This is a genomic window from Chitinophaga sp. CF418, from assembly GCF_900142925.1.
Classification (GTDB): Bacteria; Bacteroidota; Bacteroidia; order Chitinophagales; family Chitinophagaceae; genus Chitinophaga.
Map to the genome: position 1 here is coordinate 314,362 of NZ_FRCN01000004.1, position 26,741 is coordinate 341,102.

The window sequence follows — 26,741 nt, forward strand, 5'->3', positions numbered from 1 at the left end:
ATGTTGTGTGATGATTACGACGCTAAAGTAGATCAAATTGCAAGGGTGGAGAATAGCGGTTTTCAGGTATAAATCATCGGGATTCATTATTTTGCCTCAGAATATCCTGTATACTTATGCAATATAATAAGGGGACCCACCTCATTGCGACTCTACATACTACTGAGCATCAATCACTTAATACATTCACAGCGTTTAAAACCCTGACGGACGAACTCATTCTTACCCATCAGTTACAAAAACTGGGGGAGGTATATCATAATTTCTCCCCCTCCGGCTATACGGGAGTGGTATGCCTGAGTGAAAGTCATCTGTCTATACATACATGGCCGGAACATGGGAAGATCAATGTCGATATTTATCTCAGCAATTACCTGCGGAATAATGACGGCACGGTAGACAATATATACAGCGCGATCAAAGCTCATTTTAATGCGGCTGTTGAACATGAACAATTCCTCAAACGCTAATCAATGACTGTGATCCCTTCTACCTATCAATGCACGTCCTGTAACAACCTGGTCACATTCAGCTCCCGGCATACCTCGGTGGCAGTGTGTACATGTGGAACGGTGCTGAACAAGATGGCAGATGGCACTATTGTGCCCAGGCCCTTCCCTGTTATTGCTAAAAAGGCTTCTGTTATCGCTCCCGGCACTATGGGGCAATGGAAGGACAAAACATTCAGGGTAACAGGCCGGTTCAGGACCTGGACGGCAGAAACGGTGTTCAGTTACTGGACAATTATATTCCAGGACGAAACTGCTGCCTACCTCATGGAAGGATACGGCATGTATGCCATTCTCCTGCCTATAGCAACGCCTCCGGAGCTGGCCCAGGATGCGATCAAACAGATGGCGCCCGGCACAAACAAGCTGCTGAATAAGGAGCGATATATGCTGCTGCGTAAGGACCATTGTAAAAAATGGGACGTGGAAGGAGAATTATTTATTCCTGAATGCAACAGCACCTTTATCACCTATGATTTTTCAAGTCCCAACGGAGAGATTTTACATATTATTGAATACTGGTCGCAGGTACAACCCACCTTTGAAGTTCACTATACCGATTTCACATCGCTAGCCCTGGAATATACCCGGCCCTACGAGAACCCGGGCAGGGAATTTAAGTGTACCTGTGGCGCGGCACTGCATGTTGCGACTTTTCCTTATGCACAAAGCTGTGCATGCCCAAAGTGTCACAACTCATACGTATTTGAGAATGATCTTGAATTTATCAGGCAGCGCGGAAAGAATCTTAAAAAGATGACTCCAGCCATTACACTGGGTGCAACCGGTATTATAAAAGGGATTTTCTATAAGGTGATCGGTTTCATCGTAAAAGAAGAACGGAACCAATATCAATCACAATGGCGGGAATACACCTTATTCAATGAGCAGGAAGGCTATGCCTTTCTGAGTGAATATGATGGTCACTGGATCTACCTCCGGGAACAAGGTAAAACACCCACTCCGGAAAATAGGAGTACCAGCGGGTACAACTATGATGGGGATCGTTTTGATCTGTTCAACTCGTATAGCTTTAATATTATCTCCGCTCAGGGGGAATTTCCCGGTAACGCTTTCAATGACGGAAAGGTAAAGTGCTGGGAGTTTATTTCACCACCCATCATGTGGAACAGGGAGGAAAGTCCGGAAGAAGGTATTGTCTGGTTCAAGGGCTGGCATATAGACCCTGACGAGCTGAAAGAAGCCCTCGGAGATGCCATTATCCGGCCAACACAGATCGGCATTGGAGCAGTACAGCCAAACGGTTATATCGACCTGATGAAACTGGTCAGGAACACCCTGATAGGAATAGGCGTGCTGATCCTGCTACATCTGGCTATTACTTCCGGCAGCAGCGAGCGGGAACTGTTCATGCGTGAAATTTATTTCTCCGATTCTTCCACTGTGCAAACAGCTGTGATCAATGATATCCACCTGGAGAAACGGAAAAGTAACATCCTGTTAGATTTCTACTCTCCTGTACAGAATACCTGGATGGACATAGAAGCAACACTCGTCGATACCAAAACCGGTACTGAATACAGCGTTAATAAAGGTGTGGAATATTATAGTGGTGTAGAAGATGGGTACAGCTGGTCGGAAGGGAGCCAGAATGGTACCGTTTATATCAATGAAGTGCCCCATGGCGATTATACACTGAAACTGGAGGCAACCAGGGAAACGACCTATTTTCCTTTAAAAAGCTATACTATCACGGGGCATTATGACGTGCCCAATACCAGGAACCTGTTCATATGTATCGGGCTCCTGCTGCTGTGGCCTATCTTCAAATATTTTTTAACTTATTTCAGCGAAAGACAACGCTGGTCAAACAGTCCATACTCAACATTTATAACAGGCGAAGATGAATAAATTCAACCCATTCCAGCGGGAATCACCCTTATTTTCGTTCCGGTGGTTCATTGTATTTGCAAGCCTCATTGGTGGATTGCTGTTCTATTCGGACACCAACGGATGGCGGCTGTTCTCAGGGTCAGGGCAGGAAAGATGGAGCGCCTCCGGCCAGCACGGATATCATAAATAAATTCAAACAACCTAATATGTCAAACGCACTTCTCAACTCTATTCTTTATTCCTTTATAGGTATTGCTATCCTTGTAATCGTGTTTGTACTGGTAGAAGTATTAACGCCCAGGCATAACCTGCGCAAGGAGATCATGGAAAAGCAGAATATGGCCGTAGCTGTACTGGCAGGATTTTTCATGCTGGCCATGGCTATTATCATCGCATCTGCCATTCACTAAGTAAACGAACCAATGTCTAAAAAAGAAAACGGCGCACAGTGGCTGTTATTGACGGCAGTATTTGTTATTGCCACCTGTGGATTGATCTATGAACTGGTAGCCGGTACCCTGGCGTCTTATCTGCTGGGGGACAGCATCACACAGTTCAGTACTATTATTGGCGTGTACCTGTTTTCCATGGGAATAGGCTCCTTCCTCTCGAAGTATTTCAATAATAACCTGCTGGCATGGTTCATCAGGATTGAACTGCTGGTAGGACTGGTAGGAGGATTCAGTTCCGCCTTACTTTTTATTGTGTTCCCCTTGGCGGCCTCCTTTCGTATCATACTGTATACCATTGTGCTGATCACGGGTGTACTTGTAGGACTGGAGATCCCTCTGCTGATGCGTATACTGGAGAAAAAGGTAGCATTCAAAGAACTGGTCAGCCGTGTATTCACCTTTGACTATATCGGCGCATTGCTGGCTTCCCTGATATTTCCTTTACTGCTGGTTCCTCATCTTGGGCTGATCAGAACCTCCCTCTTCTTTGGCATTCTGAATGTAGGCGTAGGCTGGTACCTGGCCCACCATTTTTCCAAAGAGATCAGACAGGTAGTGCTGTTGAAGACGGCCGCCATTACATTGCTGCTGGCGCAGCTGGTCTGTTTTGTATTCTCCGAGAGCATTATGAGTTACAGTGAAACGATGACCTATGATGACAATGTGGTATACGCTACATCCACTCCTTATCAACGCATCGTACTCACTAAAAATAAACATGAACTGCGGCTATTCCTGAACGGCAACCTGCAGTTCAGCACTGCTGATGAATACCGTTATCATGAGGCACTGGTACATCCTGCATTCTCCTCTCTCAATCAACCGGAGCAGGTACTGGTATTGGGTGGCGGCGATGGTCTTGCCGTAAGGGAGATACTGAAATACCCATCTGTGAAACAGGTGACCCTCGTTGACCTGGACCCGGCCATGACAAAGCTCTTCTCCCACCAGGAGATACTTGTCAGACTGAATGATTCCTCTCTGCTGAACAGCAAAGTGCATGTACATAATGCAGATGCCTTTACCTGGCTGCGGAGCAACAAAATATTATTTGACGCGATCGTAGTAGATTTCCCCGATCCTTCCAATTTTTCCATCGGGAAACTGTACAGCACTTCTTTTTATCAGCTGCTGAAACGTGCGCTGCGTCCGGATGGTATTGCTGTCATACAAAGCACCTCCCCTTATGTAGCGCCAAAAAGTTTCTGGTGTGTGGACACTACCCTGCGTTCAGTAGGGCTACACACCATCGCTTATCACAACTATGTTCCTTCCTTTGGCGAGTGGGGCTATATCATGGCTACTCCGTCAGCACCTCATCATTGGTTCAGTCATCTTCCATCGCCATTAAAATTCCTGAATCCAACTACCCTGCAACTGATGCTCACATTCCCAGAGGATATGAAAGCACATCAGTTGCTCGACATCAATAAACTCAATAACCAGGCACTGGTAAAGTATTTTGAAGAAGAGTGGGGCAAATATCTTGAACATTGAGATATGCAAAGAAGATCATTTATACAATCCATAGCCGGGCTCACAGTAGTCAGCAGCTTCATCGCCTCCTGCCACAGGCAGCGGGTGATCGGGGGTAGTGTGATAGGAGCCAGTGCCCATACCGGCCATCTGCTGCGGGATAAAAAATTTGCTGCACCGGTCAGCACGACAGAACATGCCGTAGTCATTGTGGGTGGAGGTGTCAGCGGATTATCCGCCGCGCGGCATCTGCACCGCCAGGGCATCCGCGATATTGTTATACTGGACCTGGAGAAAGAAATGGGTGGCAATGCCGCCTGTGGGAAGAACGACATTTCCGGCTATCCCTGGGGCGCGCACTATGTTCCCATTCCCAACAACGACCTGACGGAATACACCGACTTTATGCGTGAGTGTGGAGTCATCACCAGTGATGCTTCTGCACCCCTACCTGCTTATAACGACTATTATATCTGCTTCGACCCGGAGGAAAGGCTGTACATCAATGGTCAGTGGCAGGAAGGACTCATCCCCCAGTTTGGCGTACCAGCGGGGGACAAGGCACAGATACAACAGTTCCTGGATAAAATGCAGTCCTTTCGTTTAGCTAAGGGGCAGGATGGAAAAGATGCTTTTGCTATTCCGCTGGATAATTCCAGTAAAGATCCCGCCTTTGTACAACTGGACAGCCTCACCATGAAACAGTGGCTGCAGCAGCAGGGATTGACCTCTTCTTACCTGCAGTGGTATGTGAACTACTGTACCCGCGATGATTTCGGTACTCCGTATGATGAGATCAGTGCCTGGGTAGGTATTCATTATTTCGCCAGTAGGAAAGGTAAAGGCAGCAACGCCGATCATCATGATGTATTGACCTGGCCGGAAGGCAATGGCTGGTTGGCAGCGCATCTGAAGAAAGAACTGCAACCTTATTTTCATAACCAGGCATTGGTAACACGCATCCTGCAGGAAAATGACAGGCTAACGGTGGACTACTTCGATGTAAAAGAAAGCCGCTTAAAAAGAATCAATGCACAACAATGCATTCTTGCCGTACCACAGTTCGTAGCAGGCAGGATACTGCAGGATGAGGCGCGCATACAACGCGTACATCAGCATATGCAATACAGTCCCTGGATGGTGGCCAATATCCGCACAAAAGAACTAACCGAGAGGACTGGTCCCCCGCTCAGCTGGGACAACGTGCTATACAACAGCCCATCACTGGGATATGTAGATGCCACTCACCAGGACATACGGCAAGGCATCCATCTCAGGAACCTGACCTATTACCGCCCCTTAACTGACCATACACCTGTAGAAGAGAGGAAAGCGGCGCTGGAAAGAACACATGCAGAATGGGTGAAACTGATCGTAGATGATCTGGAGAAAGTGCATGCGAATATAACCGATGCCATAGAAGAAGTAAATGTGATGATCTGGGGTCATGCCATGGCCAAACCATTGCCTGGCATGATACATGGAACGATCCGGCAGGAACTGGCCGCCTCTGTGAATAACCGTCTGCACTTTGCACATACCGACCTGGCGGGTAACAGCATATTTGAGGAAGCCTTTTACCAGGGGCTTTCCGCTGCAAAAAAAGTAATGACACATTTATCCCGCACCATATGAATAAGCAACCGTGGATAAGCAAACCGTGGACTGACAGTATATTCATACTACTACCTCCATTTTTAAGCCTGCTGGTAATTATACTGTTCCCTTCCTTCTTCAGCAACAACAAGGAAATGCCTGAAGCCGGATGGGTGGTGCTGGTACTATTGGTAGATGTGGCGCATGTATACAGTACCCTGTACAGAACCTACTTCGATCCGCAGGCATTGAACAAACAACGTTTTCTCCTCTGGATCATACCATTGGTCAGCTTCGTAGCAGGTGTGCTGGTGTATACGATGAGCAGCCTTTTATTCTGGCGGATACTGGCTTATGTAGCTGTTTTTCATTTCGTACGTCAGCAATACGGATTCATGCGTGTATATAGCAGACAGGAAAATGCGCACAGGTACAGTAAATTGATAGACACCGTTACAATCTATACGGCAGCTTTATATCCAATGGCATACTGGCATTTCAGCGGTCCGCGAAATTTTAGCTGGTTCATTGAGAATGACTTTGTCTTCTTCCCTTCAGCAGCCTTGCTACATCTATTGACGGTAGTATACTACCTGATCGTCGCCATATACGTTATCAAGGAATTGTACCTGGGTTTTACCACACGTACTATCAATATTCCGAAAACAGCTATTATCACGGGCACGCTTGTGTCCTGGTACTTTGGTATTGTCTTCTTTAACGGTGATATGGCCTTTACGCTCCTGAATGTAGTCAGTCATGGCATTCCTTATATGGCATTGATCTGGATGTATGGACAGAAGCAATACAAAGATCCGCGTAAGGGCAATTCCTTCCTGCAGCTTGTGTTCAGCAGGTATGGCATAGTGATATTCCTCTTGCTGATCTTCCTGTTTGCGTTCATTGAAGAAGGGCTCTGGGATATGACCCTCTGGCAGGAGCATGCCACCATCTTCGGCACCGCGCATCTACCATCACTGGAGCTGAGCCATCAGTTACTCAGCCTCATCGTGCCGTTACTGGCTTTACCGCAGATCACACATTATGTTCTCGATGGTTTTATCTGGAAGATAAAGAAAGAAGAATTTAAATGGAGCAATGAAATTTAATACTTTTAGATAAAAGATCGTCTATGCACCAGGAATCGCACGTCACCAGTTCTAATATAGTAAGGGATATCATCATTGGTATGGCCGACGGACTAACCGTGCCCTTTGCCCTGACGGCGGGATTAAGCGGCGTGCTGGACACCAATCACCTGATCATTGTATCGGGTGTTTCCGAAATCGCTGCCGGCTGCATCTCTATGGGCCTTGGCGGTTTCCTGGCAGGTCAGACGGAGGTGGAGCATTATGATTCAGAACTGAAGCGGGAATATGAAGAAGTGGCGCGGGTGCCGGAAACAGAGCGGAAAGAAGTGGAAGAGATCTTTATGTCCATGGGAGTAGATGAGGAATTGAGTAAACAAGTCACTTTACAGATCAGTCAGGACAAGCATAAATGGGTGGACTTCATGATGCGCTACGAACTTGGGCTTGACAAGCCTGATAAGAACAGGGCTTATCAATCTGCTATTACAATTGCATTGGCTTACCTGGCGGGAGGATTTATTCCTTTATTCCCCTACCTGGTCACCAGCAACAACCAGCACGGCTTTTACTGGTCATGCGGTATTACCATTCTTGCGCTGCTTGTATTCGGATATTTTAAATCAAAAGTAACAGGGCAGCCGCTGCTGAAAGGCACCCTGAAAGTAGCTTTCACGGGCATCCTTGCCGCAGCGGCTGCATATATTATTGCAAAAATGATCAGTTAGTTTTCAGCCTCCGCCATACTTCCCTGGCTTACCAATGCCAGTAGTTCGTCTTTTTTACCGGTCTGTAGCAGCATACCGATCAATCCTACGTACACACGTTGCTGCTCCTTATTCAGCCCCTGGAACAGTCGGGGCTCTGTAGAGTAGATCCCTTTCAGGAACTGCTGCAATTCTTTGCCGTTCCCTGTTTTAGGCAACGCCCCGTTCCGCTCATAGATGTCTATCAGCTTCACGGCGGCTTCGCCATCTACAAAAGCTTTCTGCCTTAATCTTACCAGTTCATGCAGATGCCCCATCACTTCTTTGAACACGCTATGATATTTTGTTCTTTCAAACAGGTTCTGGGACTGCTCATTATCACCGGGATTGAATGCATCGAAGTAGCGGGACTCCACATAGACGCTGTGATAGAACCCGATCGCATTGTTGTTGAATGAGGTCAGGTCTTTAAACACTTCCGACTGTTTTGAGTTCAGGAAATAAAAGAAGAACTTATCACCTATCCTTTCGCCCCATCTTACAAAGGTGATCCTGAAGTAATATTCCACCCCTTCTCCATCTTTCAGGGAGATGACGCCTGTATCGCTTTCTGCGATAGACGGTGTATATTCAATCGGTACGCCGTTGATCCTGATCTTATATTCTTTCTCCCTGTTCAGCATGAGGAACCAGCCGAATTCACGTACCAGGAAGCTTTTGAACTCGTCTGACTGAAAAGAGAAACCGGATACTTCAAAGAGGTCATAAAAAGTAACGGTAGTACCTGTAGCTTTTTTCACTGTTGTCTTCTTCCCTTCCGGATCATAGAAATCCTTTGCATTTCTGCTGATGGAGATATCATATTCCATCATATCTCCCGTCTGACTATCCTTGTATACTGTATGCCACATTGCCTTTCCGCTGAAGGCAGAGAAGGAGAAACGGCCGCGGCCCTTATTTCCTTTTATGAAGGAGGAAGATTTCTGGAAGGATGCTTTTTTGATGGAATCATTGAAATGACCGAAGGTTTCCTTCAGCAGGTCATAGTCAATACCAGTACCATTATCGGTAATAGATAAACTATAGATCGTATCAATCTCATTGGATTCAAAATGGATATCGATCACAGAAGCGGCTGCGTCAAAGCCGTTCCAGATATATTCGGCTACGGCCTCCATATAGTCTTTCGGCAGTCCGGAAGACTGGATACCGGTATCCGTCACTGACACCTTTTCTTTCATCTTAGCTAATTTGGCTGCTATTTACTAATTCTTTTAGTAACACAGAATTTTTTCTTATTGATTATGAGGACGTATACCCAATAAAACACATCATCCTGCCCTGCATACCGGCTGTGAAAGGCGGGTATGTGAGGCAGGATGAGAAATTTATCTACTGCGGATAGCTTTGTAAACTATACCAGGTTCTTCTTGATATATTTAATGCTCTTGGCGATGCTGACAAAGGGATCACCGGGGCATTTATCCTGTTCAACGAAGAAATATTTCATGCCGGAATCGCCTGCATGTTTGAAGATTTCCTTGAAGTTTATGGAGCCATTGCCTACTTCTGTAAAGTCCTGCTGGGGAGTTTTATCCATATCCTTCACGTGCCAGAGCGGGAAACGGCCTTTATGTTCTTTCATCAGGGCCACAGGGTCCAGGCCAGCTTTCGACACCCAGTAGATATCCATTTCCATTTTTACCAGGTCTTTATCGGCCTGCTGTAAAAGGACATCATAAGGCCTCCCCCCCTCCTGTTGCTGGAATTCAAAATCGTGGTTGTGATAGCAGAACTGTATACCGGCTTTTTTACATGTCTCGCCTGCCTTGTTGAAATATTCTGCCAGCTGTTTATAGTGGTCGAGGTTGCCACGTTCTTCTTCGAACAGGTAGGCACATACCATGTATTTAATGCCTACTGTAGCTGCATCATCCACTGCTTTGTCCCATTCATGCAACACAGTTCCTTTTACGTCTGCTCCGCTCATCTTTTGCTCTCCCAGTATATAGTGGCTGCTGGGCATCTTAAGTCCCGTTTGCTTCAGCACCTGCGCATATGCTTTGGGAGCCATACCATAGAATTGCTGCGTACCGGTGTAGGTGGCGCCTTCTACGGTATTAAATCCTAGTTTTGCCACTTTTTTCAGGGTGCCTGCCGGGTCTTTCTGCATAGCGTCTCTCACGGTATATAATTGCAGTCCTATATTTGTTGCTGGCGCTTTCCATAATTCGGAAGGTCTGATCAGCAAACCGGCCGAAGCCAAGGTGGTTGTTTTAAGGAATGATCTTCTTGACGTCATTGGAATTTATTTCTTGTTTTAAAATGGGCTGTGCTCTCGCCGATACCGGGATAAAGATATAGTTTAGCGGAATATGTTGCTACCCGATGGAATAATTTTAACAACACTAAGAGATGCATAGTGGTATGCCAGATTCCCACCAAACAATGTATTTTGCAACTATATGGAAACGACCACCCTTTATCGTCCTATAGGATTGAAAGAATTCTTGTTGATAGCCGCCGCTGATTTTAAAAGTTTCCCTCCAAGACTTTCCTGGCAGCCCATTTTTTACCCGGTGCTTAATCAGGCATATGCGGAACAGATCGCGTTTGAATGGAATACGCATGACGAAGCGTCGGGATTTTGCGGTATTGTTACCCGGTTCAGGATCGACAGTGCCTTTGTTGAGAAATATGAGCCGCAAAATGTGGGCAGTACTGGTCATGATGAACTCTGGGTTCCGGCAGAAGATCTGGAAGCTTTCAATCAGCATATCCAGGGGAAAATTGAGGTTGTGAAAGCCTTCCTGGGGGAAAAGTTTGTCAAACCTGAAGACCCGGTACTGGCTGAAATGATTATTTCCAACAGCCAGGCACTCCAGCAGTAAAAAAGGCATTATCAGTAAGAGAAGTAATAAACAGTTCATTTTTCAGTTATTTTGAGCGTTTATAAAATGATTTCACTATGCGTCCTGCATTGCACAATGCCATCACAGGGCAACATTCAAAGCGGTTTTCCGCCGCTTACGATGCAATGTCAGGAAAGAGCCAGACGCAGTTTTAAAGAATGTATATTAAAGCCTCTTATCTCGTGATAAAGGCCTTTCGTGTCATCTGATGTCCTTTGGACGTCCCCCGTTCAGAACAGGTATTGTCCAGGATATGATCAGGATGTTCCTCCGTCATTCCTCCGTTCTTCTTCCGTTAAAAACGGAGGAAGAACGGAGGAAGAACGGAGGAACATCCTGATCATATGCAACTCACATGCAACTCACATGCTCCTGCCAGGAGGTCAAAGAGTGACATTTTGCAGCTTTTTTATTGAAAAGTATCAGTCCAAACGAAGTCATCCACTACTAACTTTGTGGCGCCAAATGATGTTTCATTCGCAGGCGGATGAAATATCTTTAATTGTGACTAAGCGCCAACATGGGAAATATTAGAAATATTACATCTGCATCGTCCTGGTACGTGAGTGATGCCGCATTTGACTGGTTATATCCGCAAAGAATTCAGAAACTATCCATGCAACACTGGACACCAATGGAGGTAGCCAAAAGATCGGCCGGGTTCCTGGCTACGGGAGAAGGGAAAAGGATCCTCGACATCGGCAGCGGTGTTGGCAAGTTTTGTCTTATCGGCGGATATCATTTCCCGGAAGCCAGATTCTATGGCGTAGAACAACGAAAAGAACTATATCATTTTGCCCGTGCAGCTAAGGATTTAACGGAAGCAAAAAATGTTGAGTTTATCCATGGCAACTTTACACAGATAAATTTTGAGGACTTCGATCATTTTTATTTTTACAATGCCTTTTTTGAAAATTTAGTGGAGGACGGGCAAATTGATCAGCAGATAGAGTACTCCACGAGCCTGTACAACTACTATGCCCGGTATATGTTCAAAGGATTGGACAGTAAACCCAGCGGCACCCGCTTAGTGACATTTCATAGCCTGGAAGACGAAATACCCCCTAGTTATCAACTGGTGGATGCCACAGTCGATTTCCTACTGAAAATGTGGGTAAAGCGCTGATAACGTCAAATAAGGGCTATTTATAGTTCGCTATTGCAATCAGTTGATTGACGTCTTTTATAATGATCTTTCTGCCTTTTGTTTCCAGTATATTATTCTCTTTAAATTCAGTCAGCACCCTTACAACATTTTCCCGTGCGGTACCTACCAGACTGGCCAGGTCTTCACGGCTGATGTTTATTTCTATGGGCATGCCTTCCACATAATTTACCTTGTATTTTTCACGGATAATGATCAATTGCAGCGCCAGTCTTTCCCGTACTGTTTTCCGGGCAAACATCGTCAGACTGTTGGCCAGCACCGCAAATTCGTGGCTTAGGGTTTTGAGCAGCCTGTTGTTGAGCAAGGGAGACTGGTCGAGGGTATTCAGAAAATCTTCCTTAGGAATAAAGGCGATCGTGCTTTCTTCTATCACCGTGGCGGAGTCGGGGTACCTCTCTTCTGATAAGATAGCATGATACCCGATCAGTTGTCCTGTATTGGCGATGTAAATGATCTGTTCTTTGCCTTCCTTGTCTACTTTATATTTTTTGACCTTGCCTTGCGTGATGTAAAATATACCGGAAGGATAAGCACCTTCCCTGAACAGCAGTTCATTTTTCTTATAGACCTGCTCACTCATGTGGGCTGTCAGCATCTCATACACAGCCGGAGGCAGGTCCACCAGGATGGACTCACTTTTAAAATCCCATTTATCAATTGGAAACTTATCCCGGATACTCATAATGCACAAGTTACTATTTTAAAAGCAAGCGTGCGGATGGGATAAATGAGTTAAGGGAGCACAGAAGTACTCCCTCTCTCCTATTGTTCAAGTTAGAGATAGCGCTATGCTATTCACAAACGCCATATCTTCCTTGTCTAACTTTCGAATATGTACTTATCGAAGTAGATGATAAAGGCTGGTTTCTGATAATTGACTACATAATATGTTTTCCCCGCCTGTCTGCTAATATTGTTTCACTTCTTGCAATTGCCTTAATGAAAGTGTCTACCACATTGGCCTTCCCAACACCAAACAACAACCGGGCTTTTCTCAGCTCTTCATATACTTCCTTTGTTGTCACTTCTGACAATATGAGTTTTGTTCCTCGATGCTGCATATCACGAATTACGTCTTTAAGCACCTGGATGCCGGTAGCATCAATAACAGGCACCTCCCTCATCCTGATAATCAGCACCTGAGGCCTGTTTTCAATGATTTTGCTGGCGTCTTTAAACTTATATGCAGCGCCGAAGAAAAACGGGCCTGTTATTTCAAACACTTCTACCCCCTCGGGTATGGCAAAATTGGATATAGCTAAAGGCGCTCCGTTTGTTTTATCGCTGTCGAATTGCCGGGTAATAATACTCACGTTGCTAAATAAGGCCATCTTCCGCATGAACAGGAACACAGACAATATCATCCCGATCTCTATTGCTACTGTCAGATCTACCATTACAGTAAGCAGAAAGGTCACTACCAACACAGCGGCGTCTCCCCTGGGGCCTTTTATTATAGCCACAAAATTCTCCCATTCGCTCATGTTGTAGGTAACCACCACAAGTATCCCGGCCAGGGTGGCCATTGGTATCAGGGCGGCCCATTTACCGACAAAAAGCATGATCAGCAGTAACGTCAACGCGTGGATCATACCTGCAACAGGTGTGCGTCCTCCGTTCCTGATATTGGTGGCCGTCCTCGCAATAGCTCCGGTAGCGGGAATACCGCCAAATATTGAAGAAAATATATTCGCAGCTCCCTGAGCGATCAGTTCCATATTACTTTTATGTTTGCCACCTATCATCCCGTCAGCAACAACGGCAGAGAGCAATGATTCGATACTACCGAGTAATGCGATTGTAAAAGCAGGTTGTATCAATAGTCTGATAGTCCCAACATCAAGATGAGGCAGGGATGGGTATGGCAGCGAATCTGGCACTCCCCCGAACCTGCTGCCAATTGTATCCACAGGCAAATGAAATATCACAGTCGCCAATGTCGTCAGGATGATGGCGATCAATGAGCCGGGTATCTTGTGGGTGACTTTAGGCCATAGAAAAACAGCACCTGTAGTAAAGGCAGCAACAGCCAACGCGTAGTAATTAACGGATGGGATATGATGCCCGTATACTATCCATTTTTCAATAAAACCAGCAGGCACGTTTACAATGGCCAGACCAAAAAAATCTTTCATCTGCGAAGAAAAGATCACAAGTGCAATTCCACTGGTAAATCCTACTATCAGCGAATACGGTATAAATTTTATCAAAGAACCTAAACGCGCAATACCCATTATAATAAGGATGACGCCCGCCATAAGAGTGGCTATTATCAGCCCATTCAGCCCATACTGTTGTATAATGCCGTATACAATCACAATGAAAGCACCTGTAGGACCGCCTATCTGCACCCTACTGCCACCGAAAGCTGAGATAATAAACCCTGCTATAACTGCAGTGTAAAGCCCTCTTTCCGGTGGTACACCGGAGGCTATCGCAAAAGCGATGGCCAGCGGCAAGGCTACAATACCAACAATGACTCCTGCAAGAAGATCCTTTACAAATTGTTTACGGGTATATCCCTTTAATGTTTCCAGTAGTTTAGGCGTGAACATAGAAAAAGCTTAAAACATAAACTCCAAACTATTACCTTTTCATCCACATTTTCAACAGGAAATCTTTAGAGGCATCTACCAGCTGGTAACCGGGCGGCACCTCATCTTCAAGACTATGGAAAGTTACCAGTCTGGTTCCGGCAGGTTTCTTGTCCAGTTCCTTGTACAGGTAACGGGAATAATATTGATACAGGCTGTCAGAATATTCAATCTGATGATCTATCCTGTCTTTGGTATCTAAGTTCTCAAAGAAAGCATTGTAAAAGTAAAAGTGATCATATGCAGCAAGATCTACCTGTGTGAAATTCAGGTTTATGAATGCTGCATTCTCCGTCTTTGTATATTCTTTTGCGGCCAGCGCATAATGATGTAGTTCGCTTCTTTGCTCCACACCGTAAAAAGCCGACAGGGGATAATAATGGGCGCCAATGAGCGTAAATTTGCCGACACCACTTCCTATATCGAGAATATTCTTTCCTTCTTCTGCCGCCAAAAAGCCAGCGGCTTTTTTTGCGATGCCCAGCGGAGTCCAGTGTCTTCTTGACATTTGCTGGATCCTTTCCGGATATAGCCAGTCAAATGAGGCGTCGGTCAGGAACCATGTTGGTCTCATTATTGCATTTCCCATAGTCTGTAATCAATTGGTAACTTTGGTGCGTATCAGTTTCTGATAGTGATCCGGAGATAGCAGCGGCTCGTGGTTATAGATCTTTAGGGGAGTTACAAAGAATAACCATCCGCTGTCCTGGGGACTTTCCAGTATGAGGTTCAGATCTCCGGATAATTTCTGATTCCGTCCAAGGTATTTACAGCTAAGGGGAGCACATACCGGAATAATCTGATCGCCCGTATGAATTTCAGCAATAACAGCGCCTTTTTCAACAGTGCCTTTAGGGTTATACCATTTTATATTAACTATATTCTTAATTCCTTTCAATCTATGTGCTGAAATACCTACGAACCCAACAGTACCATTAAAATCAATCCACTCATGACTGCTGGTAAAATTAATCCTCGGACGAGAAACAGTTGATATTTTCATGCTGCGAAGGTACCTTTGATCCCATTTGATTTCACTGATACTTTTCAATTAAAAAGCTGCAAAAGATCACTTTTAATCACACGGGTCTATGAGTTTAGCGGGTCTGTTTCCTATTGATAAATGGAATTTTAAATCCCACTCCATTTTAAATAATCTGCCAGAGGATGAGCATGCTGATCTCTATTCCCATATGCAGGAACAGCGATATGGTAAGGGAGAGGTCATCTTCAGGGAAGGAGCCGTGGCTTCCGGTATATTCTTTATCAAAAAGGGGAAAGTTAAAAAATACCGGGTGGACCAGACCGGCCGCGAGCAAATTATATATGTGGCCAATACCGGAGAACTGATCGGTTACCATGCTATCCTGGCGGATGAACGTTACTTCGATTCTGCCGCCACATTAGAAGAAAGTGTCATTTCATTTATTCCCAAAGAAGATTTTACAGCTGTACTGGAAAGATCCAGCGTACTACCCCGGAGACTGCTGAAAGCGCTCAGTCATGAATTTACTGTGCTGACGAATAGTATTTCTGTATTTGCGCACCGTTCCGTGAAAGAAAGGCTGGCAATCGCGTTAATTGTGTTACGCGAAAAATTCAAAGCAGAAACATTACCCGGAGAAGAAATAGTGATCAATCTTTCCCGCAGTGACCTCGCCAATATGGTAGGCACGGGCACGGAAAATATTGTCAGGATCCTCACAGAATTCAAAGCCGCCGGCATTTTGAATTCGCAGGGAAGAAAGATCTGGATCACGGATGTAAAGGAGCTGGTCAGGTTATCGGGTTATGGTATTCCCGGATGATATAACATGCCGAAGAATACTCTGGTACGGAATCCTTCAATTTCCACCATAAAAGATGGTGATTGCAGGATGAGGTTCAATATGGCGAAAGCCGGAGGCCTGGCATACAGGATCTTATCAGAGATGTAAGATTGAGAGCTTAATGCTGAGACAATCTCCTGAACAACGACTGATTGAGGTAATCTTAAACTGATTGCCTCATCTACCTTGTCGGCGGATAATTGATCCAGTAAAGCAGTATCGTAAGTATCAAGAATATTCACCAGTTTCATATGGCGTGCTGTTTGAACAGTATAAAAAATAGGATGGTATCCCGTCTAAAATTCATTCTAGCGAGCTGTTTGTTAAAATAAGATCCAGGGAGAGTGTATTTATTCCCGCAGAAAACCTTCGATCTTCTGTTTTGTAAATTCGAACAGATCGCTGTTAATAATTTTCCATTTCCTGACTTTCATTTCCGAAAACCATTTGTCCATTATTTTACGAATGATGTCTTCATCGTTTTTGTATTTCTCAGAAGGTGTTATTTCCAACACTAACACATCCAGTTGGTCCAGGTCGGACCTTTTGCTGATCAGACCCAAATCCAGGTCGTCCATCTTTTTCGACCAGTTGTTGTCATTTCGAAGCCTATATTTATCGAACAACTCAGGAAGGATATATGCGTAACGATTTTTATCATTATCTTTTGAGTCGGCGTGATAGATATATCCATCTGTGAAAATGACGAGCAGGTTACGATAGCTGGAATCCGGATCAACAGCAATTTCCTTTACATCATTTTTGAAAAAGCGCCAGATATCTGAGCCGGGCCATAATGACTGCCTGATAGTTGCATTGTAGATATTGCTAACATTTTCTGAGACTGTCTGCTTTAGTGTTTCGTAAACGACTTTCTTTTGTTTCACATCCATCTTTGATAAGTCGACGCTCAACTTTGTTGCTGCCTGGCTAATAGCAGGGTCAGGAGGATTAGGATGGAATACTACCCGCATCTTTCCTTTAGCCATATAAGTACCTTTCGTTTTCATCTGGCTGATAAAATATTCCGAAAGATAACTGATCAATGCACTATCTCTTTCGAAATGCCCGGGCTTAGCAGGATTCTTCAGAGGGTCAATGCGATCCGACAGATCCAGCAATATTGTCAGATTAATCTGTTTGTCTTTTTTTGTGACCGGAGTAGTATTCGCTGTATTAGCATACTTTTCTGCAGACGGTGCCGTATCTGATTTGCAGCTCCATAGCAGGAACACCGCTAAAAAAAATGAGTATTTCATCCGTTATTCATTTTGGGGTAATTGTAAATGGCAACATTGACAAATTCATGTACGATAGATTCTGCTGCCTCAAGCTCTGTAGGATTCTTTCCGTTTCCTTTCATCCAGGCCAGCCACCCCGACATAAAGCTAAAAGCTTCCAATTCAAATTCCCTGGGTATGATAACACTGTGGAGTGTTTCATTCAGCTTTTTTATCTGCGTTTTCGCATTATCTATCTGATGACTCATTTTATCAATATCCACATTCAGCTCAGCGATGAATTTGGTAGTATCTTCAATCTGCTGATCTTTTTCTTTCAGGGCTACTTTTACTTTGTCGATCTTACTGAAAGCATCCAGCACAAAATCAAATACAAATCCCCAGATGATGTAGACGATAAATCCGGCAAAGATGATCAGCCAGAAATTAATTGATCCGATAGCCAGCGGAATTGAGAATGGCGGTACGTCTCCGAAGCTGTTATCCTTCTTTATATTGTATATTTTCTCAGTAATATCATAGGCAAGAAAGGAATCGAAGAGGAATGTAACAAATATCAGAAAGGCAATCTTAACATACTTTACGTATCCTTTTTCTTCCTGTATTTTATGAATAAGGTAGCCCAATCCCATAAATACGAAAGGGATAGTCAGGATAAGTACCAGTTCAGTAACACCATCACTGACTGCTTTTGATAGTGCCTGCGCGTCAAAAATGGAGTTCGCCACGCCGATCTGGTTTAAGGAAAATTCTTTGAAGAAAGCCGAGTAAGAGGCTGAACTATAAAATACAAAAAGGTATACCGTAAGGAAGATCAGGATAATGCTGCCAATATAGAAACTGGGCTTACCTGCCTGGTCTCCGATGATCTCCTGTGGGTTCTTCCGTATATGCGATTTTTCTTCTTTTAGTGTTTCAATTTTCTGTTTCAGCCGGGGCAGGTCTTCCTCGCGGATCTTTTTTACTTTATTACTCCATCGTTCGATGTCGCCTTTATATTCTTCAAGTTTGACTCTTACGGGTCTTTTCAATTCTTCCTGTTTATCGAAATCGTCCTTTATCCGTTCTTTGAAATCAAAATATACCTTTTGCAGACAGACCCTTAATCCGGGCATGCTGCCACCCAGCATATGCGCCTGGTACAGGCCATAATCCTGGTAGCTGAGTTTCTCTTTCTTTTCTTCTACCGGGTTAGCCGGAGCCGGGGGCGGCTCTTTTACGGCAAAAAGTTCTTTGGTGATTTTCAGAATACCCATAAATCAGAGGTTTTGAGATACAGTGGATAATACTTGTTGTTTCGGAGTGTTTTTGAATGCCTCATCCAACAGGAATTCACAGATGGGGGTAATGTTTTCATCCCGGAAACCAAACCGTGAGCAGTAAAGCTCGAGTGTTTGTTTTTCGTCCTGATCCAACACGCCGTCTGCCCATGCAATGAGACAGAGATCGTACAGGCAGTCTATCTTCTCCAGTACAGTTTCAGGAGCAGAGAAACTGGCAGGACCGGGTTGTAATAACAAAGTATCAATGTCAGACCGGCTGACGCCTCTCGCCTCTCCGATGCGATAAATCGTTTCCAGTTCTCTTATATCGACCCGTGAATCGGCAAGGGCCATATGATAGAGATTGAGGAAATGAGTTTTGAGTTCAGGTGTTAAGGACATGTTTATTTGGATTTGAGTTAGGTAACTTGTTAACCAGAAAGGATAGAAAGGGGAACGAACAGTCACTATCGTTCCCCGCTGATCTTAACTCAGGTCATCAACATCTGCGCTGGGTGCATCTCCCTTCACAGATTCAATACCGGCATCACGGCTTTCAGCAGAAGTATAGCTCTGGCTACGGCCAATAACCTCTCCGTTACGGGCTTTCAGCACAAACGTGTAACTGTTGTTCTGCCTACGCTCATAGCGTTGCTCATCCGTGGCATTTTGTTTGACAGAGGTAATACCGTCTTTACAGGACTGCTTAGCGATATACCCTTCACTACTGAGGGTGATTTTTCCATTGCCAGCTTTCAGGTGAAAATAGTACTGGCTGTTAGCGGAGCTTTTGAAAAGCTCGAATTTGGGATTTTCCATGTTGCTTGATTTTATTAGTGGCTATTCCAGGCAACCCTAAAACCGATGTAGGGGTTCCGGATGTCGGGATGTTCTTTAGTACGGTAGGTCAGGTCTAATTCGTTCACGGGATTAATTTTACTGTTGTAGGAACCACCTCTTACTGCTTTCCATGAGAGGGTAGAATCAGACCAATTGTCGCACCACTCTGCTACATTACCGGTCATGTCATAAAGCTTAAATGCATTCGGTTCTTTAGAGGCTACCTTCAGGGGTTTTTGTTTGTTATAGACAGCGACCTTTCCTGCATTATTACTACCGCTGTACCTGACAGCCAGACCTGCACTGGCAGCATACTCCCATTCCGCTTCAGTGGGAAGCCGCCCCTGCACCCATTTACAGTATTCGAGTGCTTCATACCATGTTACGTTCCTTACGGGACCATTCTCATCAGATGAAGGAGGTTGTGGCGGAAAACTTTTCTGCTGACTTTCGCAAAATTTCCTGTATTGGGCTAGAGTTACTTCGGTGTTGCTGATGTAAAAAGAGTCTATGTTCTTTTGAGTATTTCTCCCATTTTCCGGTAAGATGGACATACCTGTGATCAATACCTTTTCCGCTTGGGGAGGAGGCAAAGGAGGCCACCGGTGTCTTCCGGGTAGCCAGGATATGTAATAGCTTATCACTGCGGTAATAATCAAAATCGCAATACATATGAAAAGCGGGAGCTTTCTACGTAACGCTGCGTGTTTCTGCCGTTTAATTTTCTCTTTAAGAATCCCGGCAATCTCTTCCGGATTATTTTTCCATTCAAGATATACCTGATGCTTCGAAATACTGTCTACAGGAGTATCATCCAGTCTCAGTTGTAGTACACGTGGTCGCCCCGTTACGAAATTTGAAACAGCTACCTGCAATTCCACGCCAGACCAGTATTTCTCCACATAGAACCTGCTGGTGATCAGCAAAATGTACCTGGCATGTTTGCCGTAAGCATCCTTTGTGAGATTCATTATATATTCTCCCCAGCTACCAGCAACGTCATTTTCATAATAATAATGAGGTATTCTCCTCTTCTTTAATGCTGCGACGATTTGCTCTGCTATATCTCTATTTTCTTCGGCAACGGAGATAGCTACATCATACTTAAACAGCTTTCTCATTAAAGGAATTTTACATGTTATTGGAGTTATATTCTTTTATCTGTGAGTAACTTCCAATAATAGGTCCCCATTGAGGTGAGACGGCAACTTTTCTTATTGATAGCGGCCCAATACATATATTCTTCCCCTACAGGTTCAACCAAACCTATCAGCTGCATTCTCCGCAGGATCTTAAATGTGTTGATATTATCGGTGTCGGGGGCTTCAGCGGTATATTCATAACTTGGATCAAGTGGATACTCGCTATCAGCATGCTGAAAGTATTCCGTCAGTTTTCTCAGTTCAGATAAGGCGACCAGAGGTTTTACTTTACGCAGGCTGATGGTACGTACTATATTGGCCTTAAAAACCGGGCGTTGTTTCCAACCGCCAAGGGCTTTGTCAATATAGCTGTAAATATTGCCGGGTGTTACTTCTCCTCCAATATCAGCTGCACCACCTTTCAATGCGTCAATGAGTAAACTGGTAAATACGCCCTGGCCCGATGCTTCCACAGACAATTCAGTGCTACGGCTTGAAGCCAGTATAATAACGCCCTCTTTCAGGAAAGCCGCACTATTGCCGGGTATTGTGGTAGCCCCCATAGCTCCTGCGTGGCAGCAATCAAGGATCACAATCTTGTGTCTTGCGGCAGAAAGGCTGGCGACACTCAGTATTTCGTCCATTGAAATACCTTCATCATGACGGCTGAAATCGGGCGTTACAATATAGCCGCCAATGTCTGTAACATATCCGTGGCCCGAAAAATAGAAAAGGCTGATTTCATCATCACCTTTGAAAAGGTCGAGTACGAGGGATTTGAGGACAGACCTGGTCTTTACATTATTGCTGACCATCACGTCAAAATTGGGGGATCCATCAGCGTTTGTGTCTAATAGCCCGGCCACTTCCATTGCATCATTTACACACCCTTTTAACTTAGCGCCGCCCGGATATTCGTCGATGCCGACAACCAATGCTTTTCTCATGTGGAATAAATTGAGGATAAGAACAATCTCTGTTTGACAACACAAAGGTTACAAAGCCTTATGAAGGAAAAAACCTGTAAGGAGGGGGAAAAATCCCCTTTTTTCCTCATTACCGGATAAACCCCTTTTCTGCGGGGAGGATTTTTCCTGTATTTGACATGAGCTGAATTTTGTAAGCTACTGAAGCCATAGTTTCGCAGTGGTAAAAATTCCTACTCCACCTATTTTTTAAAACTCCAATTATGCAACACCATGTAACAGTAAAGCCCCTTCCCTTTTTCTATGTGGGCCAAAAAACAACTGCTGACCGTATCACCCGGTTCCAAAATCAGAAACACAATGTTTTAAGTCAGGCATTAGGTAAGCCAGACACGAAGTCTGTCTGGTATTCGAAAGAGCATTTCGTAAAGTTGCTGGAAGAAATTGACTTTGCCGGGGGAGACGGCATAAGGATCAACTTTGGCACCTACGAGGATGGCCACCAGTATGCAGGCCAGTTATGTTTGTTGTTCAATGTTACCAGGGAAAAGGCGATAGGTAACACCACCATCCACCACAATGTGGTGTTGGAAAAAGAATCAAATTTTTCGGAAAGATCATCCCTCCCCAAAGAGATCATTTTATTTCCCGGAGACGACCCTACTGAAGATGTAAAAGATTTCAACCTGGGACTACCATGTCCCCCGCGCTGCGACGACAGTAATTATGAATAACATTCAGTAAATTGAGTAAATGCAGCGTCTACTAAAATATGAATACCTATTTCTTATTCCATTATTGCTTAGCGCCATTTTTAGCCTGAAGACTTTCCGGCAAAAATGGCCTAAGCCATATCAGTTACTTTCGATATTAGTAATAGTATCACTGTTAACCGAACTAGCGGCATTCTTTTGGCGGTTGTATATACACAAGATGTTTTTCTGGGATTATTCAAAAAATAACTTCTGGATCTATAATCTCTTTATCACTATCCGCCTTGGAATTTTGTTGGCTGTCTTTTACTTTATCCTGGACGCCGCGCGGATAAAAAGGATCATCCCACCTGTGGCGCTCATGCTGGTATCATTCGGCATACTGGATTACCTGTTCATTCAGGGACCATTTCAGTATAATACATATAGCGTGATCTTTGCTCACATTCCTATCATTATTCTATGCCTTTTTTATTTTAAACAGTTATTACAGGAAACCAGAATAATTGTGTTACATAAAGAACCATTGGTTTGGATGACGTTGGGAATATTTATATACCACGCAGTATCCCTCCCATTTCTGATAATGTTGGGATTCCTGAACATGCAGCAATCTAATTTATCTTTAGTGTTCCTGCCAATCAATGATACGTTCAATTTATTAATGTGCACCTGTTATTTAATAAGCTTTTTATGCAAACCTCAACTCTCGCAACCGCACTAACGATTATAATTTCCACCGGTATTGTTCTTTGCCTTAGCATTGCTATTATCTATTTTCTGTTCCTCTATCAGCGAAAAAGATTCCGACATCAACAGGAGATAATAGAAATACGTGAAACATTTAATCAGACCCTGCTTCAGTCGAAACTCGCGATCCAGGAGCAAACCCTTGATCATATTTCCAAAGAATTACATGCTAATTTCAGCCATCTCGTGTCGCTGATCAATATAAATCTTTCTGAGATACTGCCTCAAAGTCCGGCGGAACAGCGTGAAAACATTATTGAAACAAAGTCGCTGGCCAAGCAGTTGATGAGTGAATTAAAGGCGCTAAGCGCCAATCTGAATACAGATCATATCATACACATTGGCTTTGTAAAAGCGTTGGACAATGAGTTAAGCCGACTTGCTAAAACGAAAAAATATGAGGTAATCATTGCCAAATCCGGCGAAGAATACCGGATGCTCCCGGAGCATGAAATCATTCTCTTCCGTCTGTGTCAGGAGGTATTAAACAATGTAGTAAAGTATGCGAGGGCATCAAAGGTCTCCACCTCCCTCACATTCTCTCCTGATCGATTTGCCCTGACGATAGCAGATGATGGATCCGGATTTAATGTAGAGGATGCCTTAAAACAAAGCGGGGAGAAACAAAGTACCGGACTGCTGAATATCCGTAAAAGAGCGGCCCTTATCAACGCGGAATTTAATATTGCCAGTCGGGAAGGAGAAGGTACCTTAGTGTCAATAAACATTCCACATCCCGAAATACTTAAATCCCTTGTTATATGAAGAACCTCACCTCAACAACACAGCACACACTGAATATTGCCATTGTTGATGACCACAATCTTTTCCGAAAAGGGCTGATCAAACTCATTAATCTGGGTGACATACAAAACAAATATAATATCCTCTTTGAAGCAGACAATGGATATGAACTCCAGGAAAAGATGAAACAGGTGCCATTTCCCGATATTATTCTGATGGATATAGATATGCCGGATATGAATGGGTTTGAAGCGGTGGAGTGGTTACAACGCACACATCCTTCGGTAAAGGTATTGGTTATATCCATGGTGGAATCGGATGAGGCGATCATACGCATGTTACGACTGGGTGTAAAAGGATATCTATCCAAAGACATCGAAGTCGAAGACATGCACCGCGCATTGGAAACCATTGCCAATAATGGCTTTTATTATTCTGATACTGCAACCCAAGTTATGAATCACAATTTAAATGGCACAATGAGCAAAAATAAAGACACTGTATATCTGTCAGAAAACGAAAGAGAATTCATTAAGCTCGTTGCTTCAGAGCTGACTTATCAGCAGATTGCCGAGAAAATGAGCCTGAGTCCTAAGACCATTGATGGCTACCGTGAAGCGCTCTTTCAACGCCTGAAAGTAAAGAACAGGGTGATGCTGGCGCTTTATGCCGTGAAACATGGCATCGTGCAACTGTAGACCAATATATTTTAACCAGGACACTACTCAATCTCCAGCACGGTATCGGATAAACATATTACATCTCCGGGGACTCATTATAGAATATAGCAATCATTTACCGAATTAAAAAATTTGCTTTTCATTAGAAACTCACTAATTTAACATTAGATGCAATCGATTGGCAAACCGAAGCAAACGTTTACTTCTTAGATAAACTTCAATCCCCTTTTCCTATCACCTCAAAATTTCCGTTATGAAAACATCCTTACGATGCGGCAGCATTATGCTGTTTTTATTTTCTATGTTCACCTGTTTGCATGCCCAGGTTACATTACAGGCAAATGGTCCGGGCGACACTTATGAGCTTATTCAAAGCGTTTTAGGCAGTGGCACAGCCGGAGAAGTGCCCGACTGCGGCCACTCTTCGTTTGGCAGGCATATTACTGAGGTATTTGACAGCCAGCTTAACAAGAATGTTTTTGTATTCCACATTCACGTAACACCGGATAATGATCGCTGCAATGGCAGTACAGACCGGCAAAGGAATGAAATCAAAACACAGAGCTCCTCCCCTGCCAACCTGAAGGGCTCATTGAATGAAACGGTTACTTATCGTTGGAAATTCAAATTAGATGCAGGTTTTATTCCTACAGCCAACTTCTGCCATATTCACCAGATCAAGGCGGGTGATGGCGATGACGGCGCTCCGCTCATTACCATTACACCGCGGGCAGGCAATCCACAGAAACTGCAGATCATCCACAGCACTGGCAGTGGCGGTACTGGCGGTGAAGTTCACAGTGTCAACCTATCCTCATTCAAAGGCGTATGGGTGGATGTGGTCGAGAAGGTAAAGTACAGCACCAGCGGCACTTACGAGATAGTGATCAAAAGAGTTAGTGATGGCGTTACACTGCTTTCCTACAGCAACAGTAATATTAACATGTGGCGGGACGGAACAACATTCTGCCGTCCTAAATGGGGCATCTACCGTAGCCTGAACAGTATATCAGAATTGCGTGATGAGCAGGTACGTTTCGCAGATTTCTGCATTGCAGAAGGCAACGCAACCTGTAGCGCTACTCTTGCAGCGCCGCCTGAGGATTTAGAGGTTCTTTCAAAGAAAAATGAGCCTTCAAAAGAACCTGCTGCAATAGCGGTAAAAGTATTTCCTAATCCGGCAGAAAACAGCAGCACTATTGATCTCAACTTCAAAGACGCTGGCAAGACGCTTGTCGAAGTATATGACATGCAGCAAAGGAGAGTAGCCGTACTGATAAATACAAACCTGCAAGCCGGCGCCCATCGCACTTTATTTGATATGAAGTCCGTTCCGGCAGGTACTTATGTGCTGCGCATACTGCATAATGGAACAGTTATTACGAAGATGATCTCCAAACAGTAACGCTACATTTTATTTCCACCTCATTATTAACTGGTCAAACCAACAGCCATGAAAATTCCGGCAATAGGCAGTAATGCCATGCATCTGCTATGGCAGCAAAAACCACTGCTGATCCTTTCTGTCATCATTTTTCTTACCTGCAGTTGTAAAAAAGAGGCGCAGGCACCTGATGAGCATTATTCCTCTTTATCTGAAACACAAAAAACTGCAAGCATCAATGGAGATGTAACGATCGCTTCCGCAGTAGGCAGCGGATGGGTTGCATATTCTCCTACCAAAAAAATCCACCTGGACAATGAGGACGGATTACAGATCTTTAACTGGACATCATATAAGTCGGTCGGAGACCCTATCTGCGCGGACTACCAGTACGATAATGGCACAGAGACCTTCCGCATTGTAAATAATAAGTCAAACCGCTCAGAAATACGGTTGCAGAACGAGTATTCGACAGGCAGCCGCCAATTTGAGGGTTACGTTACTTTCAATGCCCCGCTGGACGATGAATCACTGATGCAGATCTTCGGCAGTACTGACGGTGCTACCCAGTTAATGATCCGTGGATATGCCGCCGATGGAGGTTCCATCAGAGGAGCTGGCCAGACATTGGCTACAAACGTTTATGGGAAAGAAGTGCATATAAACGTAATTCACTTACAGGAAGACAAGGGCAACAGGATCAAAATCTATATCAATGGGGTTAAGAAAGCAGATATCGCAGATAATGAAGCGGTCACCAACTATATGAAGTATGGCAACTACGGCACACTAAGGACCGGCACCGCCACTGTAAAATGGAGAGGTGTGAAAGTGTACAGAGATGGTACTGCGCCCAACTGATTTCGTTACAAAG

At 44.3% G+C, this 26,741-nt stretch carries 29 protein-coding genes; 16 read left to right on the forward strand and 13 right to left on the reverse strand.

The window, feature by feature from the left end; translation table 11 throughout:
• The first annotated feature begins 116 nt into the window (after nt 1-116).
• Genes F3I09_RS11480 through F3I09_RS11515 form a run of 8 tightly spaced genes read left to right on the forward strand, consistent with a single transcriptional unit; the run spans nt 117 to nt 7,703 of the window.
• Complete coding sequence (locus F3I09_RS11480) at nt 117-470, forward strand: S-adenosylmethionine decarboxylase family protein (protein WP_149695164.1); 354 nt, start codon at nt 117-119, stop codon at nt 468-470.
• A 3-nt stretch (nt 471-473) separates the two neighbouring features.
• The gene (locus F3I09_RS11485; protein WP_149695165.1) at nt 474-2,381 is read left to right on the forward strand and encodes a DUF4178 domain-containing protein; all 1,908 of its coding nucleotides are present in this window, start codon (nt 474-476) and stop codon (nt 2,379-2,381) included.
• Nucleotides 2,374-2,553 carry a hypothetical protein gene (locus F3I09_RS11490; RefSeq protein ID WP_149695166.1) on the forward strand — a complete coding sequence of 60 codons (180 nt, stop codon included), beginning with the start codon at nt 2,374-2,376 and terminating at the stop codon, nt 2,551-2,553. The genes F3I09_RS11485 and F3I09_RS11490 overlap by 8 nt, the downstream gene beginning before the upstream one ends.
• 16 nt (nt 2,554-2,569) lie before the next feature.
• On the forward strand, nt 2,570-2,773 hold the full coding sequence (locus F3I09_RS11495) for a DUF350 domain-containing protein (RefSeq protein WP_149695167.1): 204 nt from the start codon (nt 2,570-2,572) through the stop codon (nt 2,771-2,773).
• Between the two features lie 12 nt (nt 2,774-2,785).
• The gene (locus F3I09_RS11500) at nt 2,786-4,312 is read left to right on the forward strand and encodes a polyamine aminopropyltransferase (protein WP_149695168.1); all 1,527 of its coding nucleotides are present in this window, start codon (nt 2,786-2,788) and stop codon (nt 4,310-4,312) included.
• A gap of 3 nt (nt 4,313-4,315) precedes the next feature.
• A complete protein-coding gene (locus F3I09_RS11505; protein WP_149695169.1) occupies nt 4,316-5,926 on the forward strand; it encodes an FAD-dependent oxidoreductase in 1,611 nt (536 codons plus the stop codon).
• Entirely contained in the window at nt 5,923-6,996 is a 1,074-nt protein-coding gene (locus F3I09_RS11510; protein WP_149695170.1) for a hypothetical protein, read from the forward strand. Before F3I09_RS11505 ends, F3I09_RS11510 begins: the two co-directional genes overlap by 4 nt.
• 23 nt (nt 6,997-7,019) lie before the next feature.
• Nucleotides 7,020-7,703 (forward strand): VIT1/CCC1 transporter family protein, encoded by a 684-nt coding sequence (locus F3I09_RS11515; protein WP_149695171.1) that lies wholly within the window; start codon nt 7,020-7,022, stop codon nt 7,701-7,703.
• On the opposite strand, the gene F3I09_RS11520 is transcribed toward F3I09_RS11515, so the two are convergent.
• The gene (locus tag F3I09_RS11520) at nt 7,700-8,923 is read right to left on the reverse strand and encodes an ATP-binding protein (RefSeq protein WP_149695172.1); all 1,224 of its coding nucleotides are present in this window, start codon (nt 8,921-8,923) and stop codon (nt 7,700-7,702) included. The genes F3I09_RS11515 and F3I09_RS11520 overlap by 4 nt on opposite strands.
• 173 nt (nt 8,924-9,096) lie before the next feature.
• Nucleotides 9,097-9,984 carry a sugar phosphate isomerase/epimerase gene (locus F3I09_RS11525; protein WP_149695173.1) on the reverse strand — a complete coding sequence of 296 codons (888 nt, stop codon included), beginning with the start codon at nt 9,982-9,984 and terminating at the stop codon, nt 9,097-9,099.
• A 163-nt stretch (nt 9,985-10,147) separates the two neighbouring features.
• On the opposite strand from F3I09_RS11525, the gene F3I09_RS11530 reads away from it, so the two are divergent.
• The gene (locus F3I09_RS11530; protein ID WP_149695174.1) at nt 10,148-10,573 is read left to right on the forward strand and encodes an ADP-ribosylation/crystallin J1; all 426 of its coding nucleotides are present in this window, start codon (nt 10,148-10,150) and stop codon (nt 10,571-10,573) included.
• Between the two features lie 541 nt (nt 10,574-11,114).
• Entirely contained in the window at nt 11,115-11,720 is a 606-nt protein-coding gene (locus F3I09_RS11535; RefSeq protein WP_149695175.1) for a class I SAM-dependent methyltransferase, read from the forward strand.
• Between the two features lie 16 nt (nt 11,721-11,736).
• On the opposite strand, the gene F3I09_RS11540 is transcribed toward F3I09_RS11535, so the two are convergent.
• The 4 genes from F3I09_RS11540 to F3I09_RS11555 form a co-directional block, all read right to left on the reverse strand.
• Nucleotides 11,737-12,444, reverse strand: a complete 708-nt coding sequence (locus tag F3I09_RS11540; protein ID WP_149695176.1) for a Crp/Fnr family transcriptional regulator — start codon at nt 12,442-12,444, stop codon at nt 11,737-11,739.
• A 196-nt stretch (nt 12,445-12,640) separates the two neighbouring features.
• Entirely contained in the window at nt 12,641-14,317 is a 1,677-nt protein-coding gene (locus tag F3I09_RS11545) for a SulP family inorganic anion transporter (RefSeq protein WP_149695177.1), read from the reverse strand.
• Between the two features lie 31 nt (nt 14,318-14,348).
• Nucleotides 14,349-14,945, reverse strand: coding sequence for a methyltransferase (locus F3I09_RS11550; RefSeq protein WP_149695178.1), 597 nt, complete (start codon nt 14,943-14,945; stop codon nt 14,349-14,351).
• A gap of 9 nt (nt 14,946-14,954) precedes the next feature.
• A complete protein-coding gene (locus F3I09_RS11555; RefSeq protein ID WP_149695179.1) occupies nt 14,955-15,359 on the reverse strand; it encodes a glycine cleavage system protein H in 405 nt (134 codons plus the stop codon).
• Nucleotides 15,360-15,447: 88 nt separating this feature from the next.
• Between F3I09_RS11555 and F3I09_RS11560 the strand changes: the two genes are divergently transcribed.
• Nucleotides 15,448-16,164 carry a Crp/Fnr family transcriptional regulator gene (locus F3I09_RS11560; protein ID WP_149695180.1) on the forward strand — a complete coding sequence of 239 codons (717 nt, stop codon included), beginning with the start codon at nt 15,448-15,450 and terminating at the stop codon, nt 16,162-16,164.
• Here F3I09_RS11560 and F3I09_RS11565 read toward each other — a convergent pair.
• From F3I09_RS11565 to F3I09_RS11595, 7 genes are all read right to left on the reverse strand, one after another.
• Nucleotides 16,146-16,436 carry a hypothetical protein gene (locus tag F3I09_RS11565; RefSeq protein ID WP_149695181.1) on the reverse strand — a complete coding sequence of 97 codons (291 nt, stop codon included), beginning with the start codon at nt 16,434-16,436 and terminating at the stop codon, nt 16,146-16,148. The genes F3I09_RS11560 and F3I09_RS11565 overlap by 19 nt on opposite strands.
• 99 nt (nt 16,437-16,535) lie before the next feature.
• Nucleotides 16,536-17,444: a hypothetical protein gene (locus F3I09_RS11570; RefSeq protein ID WP_149695182.1), complete on the reverse strand. Its 909-nt coding sequence runs from the start codon at nt 17,442-17,444 to the stop codon at nt 16,536-16,538.
• Nucleotides 17,441-18,682 carry a hypothetical protein gene (locus F3I09_RS11575; protein WP_149695183.1) on the reverse strand — a complete coding sequence of 414 codons (1,242 nt, stop codon included), beginning with the start codon at nt 18,680-18,682 and terminating at the stop codon, nt 17,441-17,443. Before F3I09_RS11575 ends, F3I09_RS11570 begins: the two co-directional genes overlap by 4 nt.
• Nucleotides 18,683-18,685: 3 nt before the next feature.
• A complete protein-coding gene (locus F3I09_RS11580) occupies nt 18,686-19,090 on the reverse strand; it encodes a TerB family tellurite resistance protein (protein ID WP_149695184.1) in 405 nt (134 codons plus the stop codon).
• An 84-nt stretch (nt 19,091-19,174) separates the two neighbouring features.
• Nucleotides 19,175-19,507: a YegP family protein gene (locus F3I09_RS11585; protein ID WP_149695185.1), complete on the reverse strand. Its 333-nt coding sequence runs from the start codon at nt 19,505-19,507 to the stop codon at nt 19,175-19,177.
• 14 nt (nt 19,508-19,521) lie between these two features.
• Nucleotides 19,522-20,649, reverse strand: a complete 1,128-nt coding sequence (locus tag F3I09_RS11590; protein WP_149695186.1) for an SUMF1/EgtB/PvdO family nonheme iron enzyme — start codon at nt 20,647-20,649, stop codon at nt 19,522-19,524.
• A gap of 26 nt (nt 20,650-20,675) precedes the next feature.
• Nucleotides 20,676-21,617: a caspase family protein gene (locus F3I09_RS11595; RefSeq protein ID WP_149695187.1), complete on the reverse strand. Its 942-nt coding sequence runs from the start codon at nt 21,615-21,617 to the stop codon at nt 20,676-20,678.
• Between the two features lie 242 nt (nt 21,618-21,859).
• Between F3I09_RS11595 and F3I09_RS11600 the strand changes: the two genes are divergently transcribed.
• The 5 genes from F3I09_RS11600 (at nt 21,860) to F3I09_RS11620 (ending at nt 26,728) form a co-directional block, all read left to right on the forward strand.
• Nucleotides 21,860-22,330: a hypothetical protein gene (locus tag F3I09_RS11600; RefSeq protein ID WP_149695188.1), complete on the forward strand. Its 471-nt coding sequence runs from the start codon at nt 21,860-21,862 to the stop codon at nt 22,328-22,330.
• Between the two features lie 672 nt (nt 22,331-23,002).
• Nucleotides 23,003-23,824 (forward strand): sensor histidine kinase, encoded by an 822-nt coding sequence (locus F3I09_RS11605; RefSeq protein ID WP_149695189.1) that lies wholly within the window; start codon nt 23,003-23,005, stop codon nt 23,822-23,824.
• Nucleotides 23,821-24,501 carry a response regulator transcription factor gene (locus F3I09_RS11610; RefSeq protein ID WP_149695190.1) on the forward strand — a complete coding sequence of 227 codons (681 nt, stop codon included), beginning with the start codon at nt 23,821-23,823 and terminating at the stop codon, nt 24,499-24,501. Before F3I09_RS11605 ends, F3I09_RS11610 begins: the two co-directional genes overlap by 4 nt.
• Before the next feature lie 235 nt (nt 24,502-24,736).
• Nucleotides 24,737-25,888 carry a T9SS type A sorting domain-containing protein gene (locus F3I09_RS11615; RefSeq protein WP_188133770.1) on the forward strand — a complete coding sequence of 384 codons (1,152 nt, stop codon included), beginning with the start codon at nt 24,737-24,739 and terminating at the stop codon, nt 25,886-25,888.
• A 48-nt stretch (nt 25,889-25,936) separates the two neighbouring features.
• On the forward strand, nt 25,937-26,728 hold the full coding sequence (locus F3I09_RS11620) for a polysaccharide lyase family 7 protein (RefSeq protein ID WP_149695191.1): 792 nt from the start codon (nt 25,937-25,939) through the stop codon (nt 26,726-26,728).
• Nucleotides 26,729-26,741: the final 13 nt, after the last annotated feature.

Bases quoted from the DNA above. Each gene is read 5' to 3' on its own strand.
- F3I09_RS11480 (WP_149695164.1), top strand. From the start codon at position 117: ATGCAATATAATAAGGGGACCCACCTCATTGCGACTCTACATACTACT.
- F3I09_RS11485 (WP_149695165.1), top strand. From the start codon at position 474: ATGACTGTGATCCCTTCTACCTATCAATGCACGTCCTGTAACAACCTG.
- F3I09_RS11490 (WP_149695166.1), top strand. From the start codon at position 2,374: ATGAATAAATTCAACCCATTCCAGCGGGAATCACCCTTATTTTCGTTC.
- F3I09_RS11495 (WP_149695167.1), top strand. From the start codon at position 2,570: ATGTCAAACGCACTTCTCAACTCTATTCTTTATTCCTTTATAGGTATT.
- F3I09_RS11500 (WP_149695168.1), top strand. From the start codon at position 2,786: ATGTCTAAAAAAGAAAACGGCGCACAGTGGCTGTTATTGACGGCAGTA.
- F3I09_RS11505 (WP_149695169.1), top strand. From the start codon at position 4,316: ATGCAAAGAAGATCATTTATACAATCCATAGCCGGGCTCACAGTAGTC.
- F3I09_RS11510 (WP_149695170.1), top strand. From the start codon at position 5,923: ATGAATAAGCAACCGTGGATAAGCAAACCGTGGACTGACAGTATATTC.
- F3I09_RS11515 (WP_149695171.1), top strand. From the start codon at position 7,020: ATGCACCAGGAATCGCACGTCACCAGTTCTAATATAGTAAGGGATATC.
- F3I09_RS11520 (WP_149695172.1), bottom strand. From the start codon at position 8,923: ATGAAAGAAAAGGTGTCAGTGACGGATACCGGTATCCAGTCTTCCGGA.
- F3I09_RS11525 (WP_149695173.1), bottom strand. From the start codon at position 9,984: ATGACGTCAAGAAGATCATTCCTTAAAACAACCACCTTGGCTTCGGCC.
- F3I09_RS11530 (WP_149695174.1), top strand. From the start codon at position 10,148: ATGGAAACGACCACCCTTTATCGTCCTATAGGATTGAAAGAATTCTTG.
- F3I09_RS11535 (WP_149695175.1), top strand. From the start codon at position 11,115: ATGGGAAATATTAGAAATATTACATCTGCATCGTCCTGGTACGTGAGT.
- F3I09_RS11540 (WP_149695176.1), bottom strand. From the start codon at position 12,444: ATGAGTATCCGGGATAAGTTTCCAATTGATAAATGGGATTTTAAAAGT.
- F3I09_RS11545 (WP_149695177.1), bottom strand. From the start codon at position 14,317: ATGTTCACGCCTAAACTACTGGAAACATTAAAGGGATATACCCGTAAA.
- F3I09_RS11550 (WP_149695178.1), bottom strand. From the start codon at position 14,945: ATGGGAAATGCAATAATGAGACCAACATGGTTCCTGACCGACGCCTCA.
- F3I09_RS11555 (WP_149695179.1), bottom strand. From the start codon at position 15,359: ATGAAAATATCAACTGTTTCTCGTCCGAGGATTAATTTTACCAGCAGT.
- F3I09_RS11560 (WP_149695180.1), top strand. From the start codon at position 15,448: ATGAGTTTAGCGGGTCTGTTTCCTATTGATAAATGGAATTTTAAATCC.
- F3I09_RS11565 (WP_149695181.1), bottom strand. From the start codon at position 16,436: ATGAAACTGGTGAATATTCTTGATACTTACGATACTGCTTTACTGGAT.
- F3I09_RS11570 (WP_149695182.1), bottom strand. From the start codon at position 17,444: ATGAAATACTCATTTTTTTTAGCGGTGTTCCTGCTATGGAGCTGCAAA.
- F3I09_RS11575 (WP_149695183.1), bottom strand. From the start codon at position 18,682: ATGGGTATTCTGAAAATCACCAAAGAACTTTTTGCCGTAAAAGAGCCG.
- F3I09_RS11580 (WP_149695184.1), bottom strand. From the start codon at position 19,090: ATGTCCTTAACACCTGAACTCAAAACTCATTTCCTCAATCTCTATCAT.
- F3I09_RS11585 (WP_149695185.1), bottom strand. From the start codon at position 19,507: ATGGAAAATCCCAAATTCGAGCTTTTCAAAAGCTCCGCTAACAGCCAG.
- F3I09_RS11590 (WP_149695186.1), bottom strand. From the start codon at position 20,649: ATGAGAAAGCTGTTTAAGTATGATGTAGCTATCTCCGTTGCCGAAGAA.
- F3I09_RS11595 (WP_149695187.1), bottom strand. From the start codon at position 21,617: ATGAGAAAAGCATTGGTTGTCGGCATCGACGAATATCCGGGCGGCGCT.
- F3I09_RS11600 (WP_149695188.1), top strand. From the start codon at position 21,860: ATGCAACACCATGTAACAGTAAAGCCCCTTCCCTTTTTCTATGTGGGC.
- F3I09_RS11605 (WP_149695189.1), top strand. From the start codon at position 23,003: ATGCAAACCTCAACTCTCGCAACCGCACTAACGATTATAATTTCCACC.
- F3I09_RS11610 (WP_149695190.1), top strand. From the start codon at position 23,821: ATGAAGAACCTCACCTCAACAACACAGCACACACTGAATATTGCCATT.
- F3I09_RS11615 (WP_188133770.1), top strand. From the start codon at position 24,737: ATGAAAACATCCTTACGATGCGGCAGCATTATGCTGTTTTTATTTTCT.
- F3I09_RS11620 (WP_149695191.1), top strand. From the start codon at position 25,937: ATGAAAATTCCGGCAATAGGCAGTAATGCCATGCATCTGCTATGGCAG.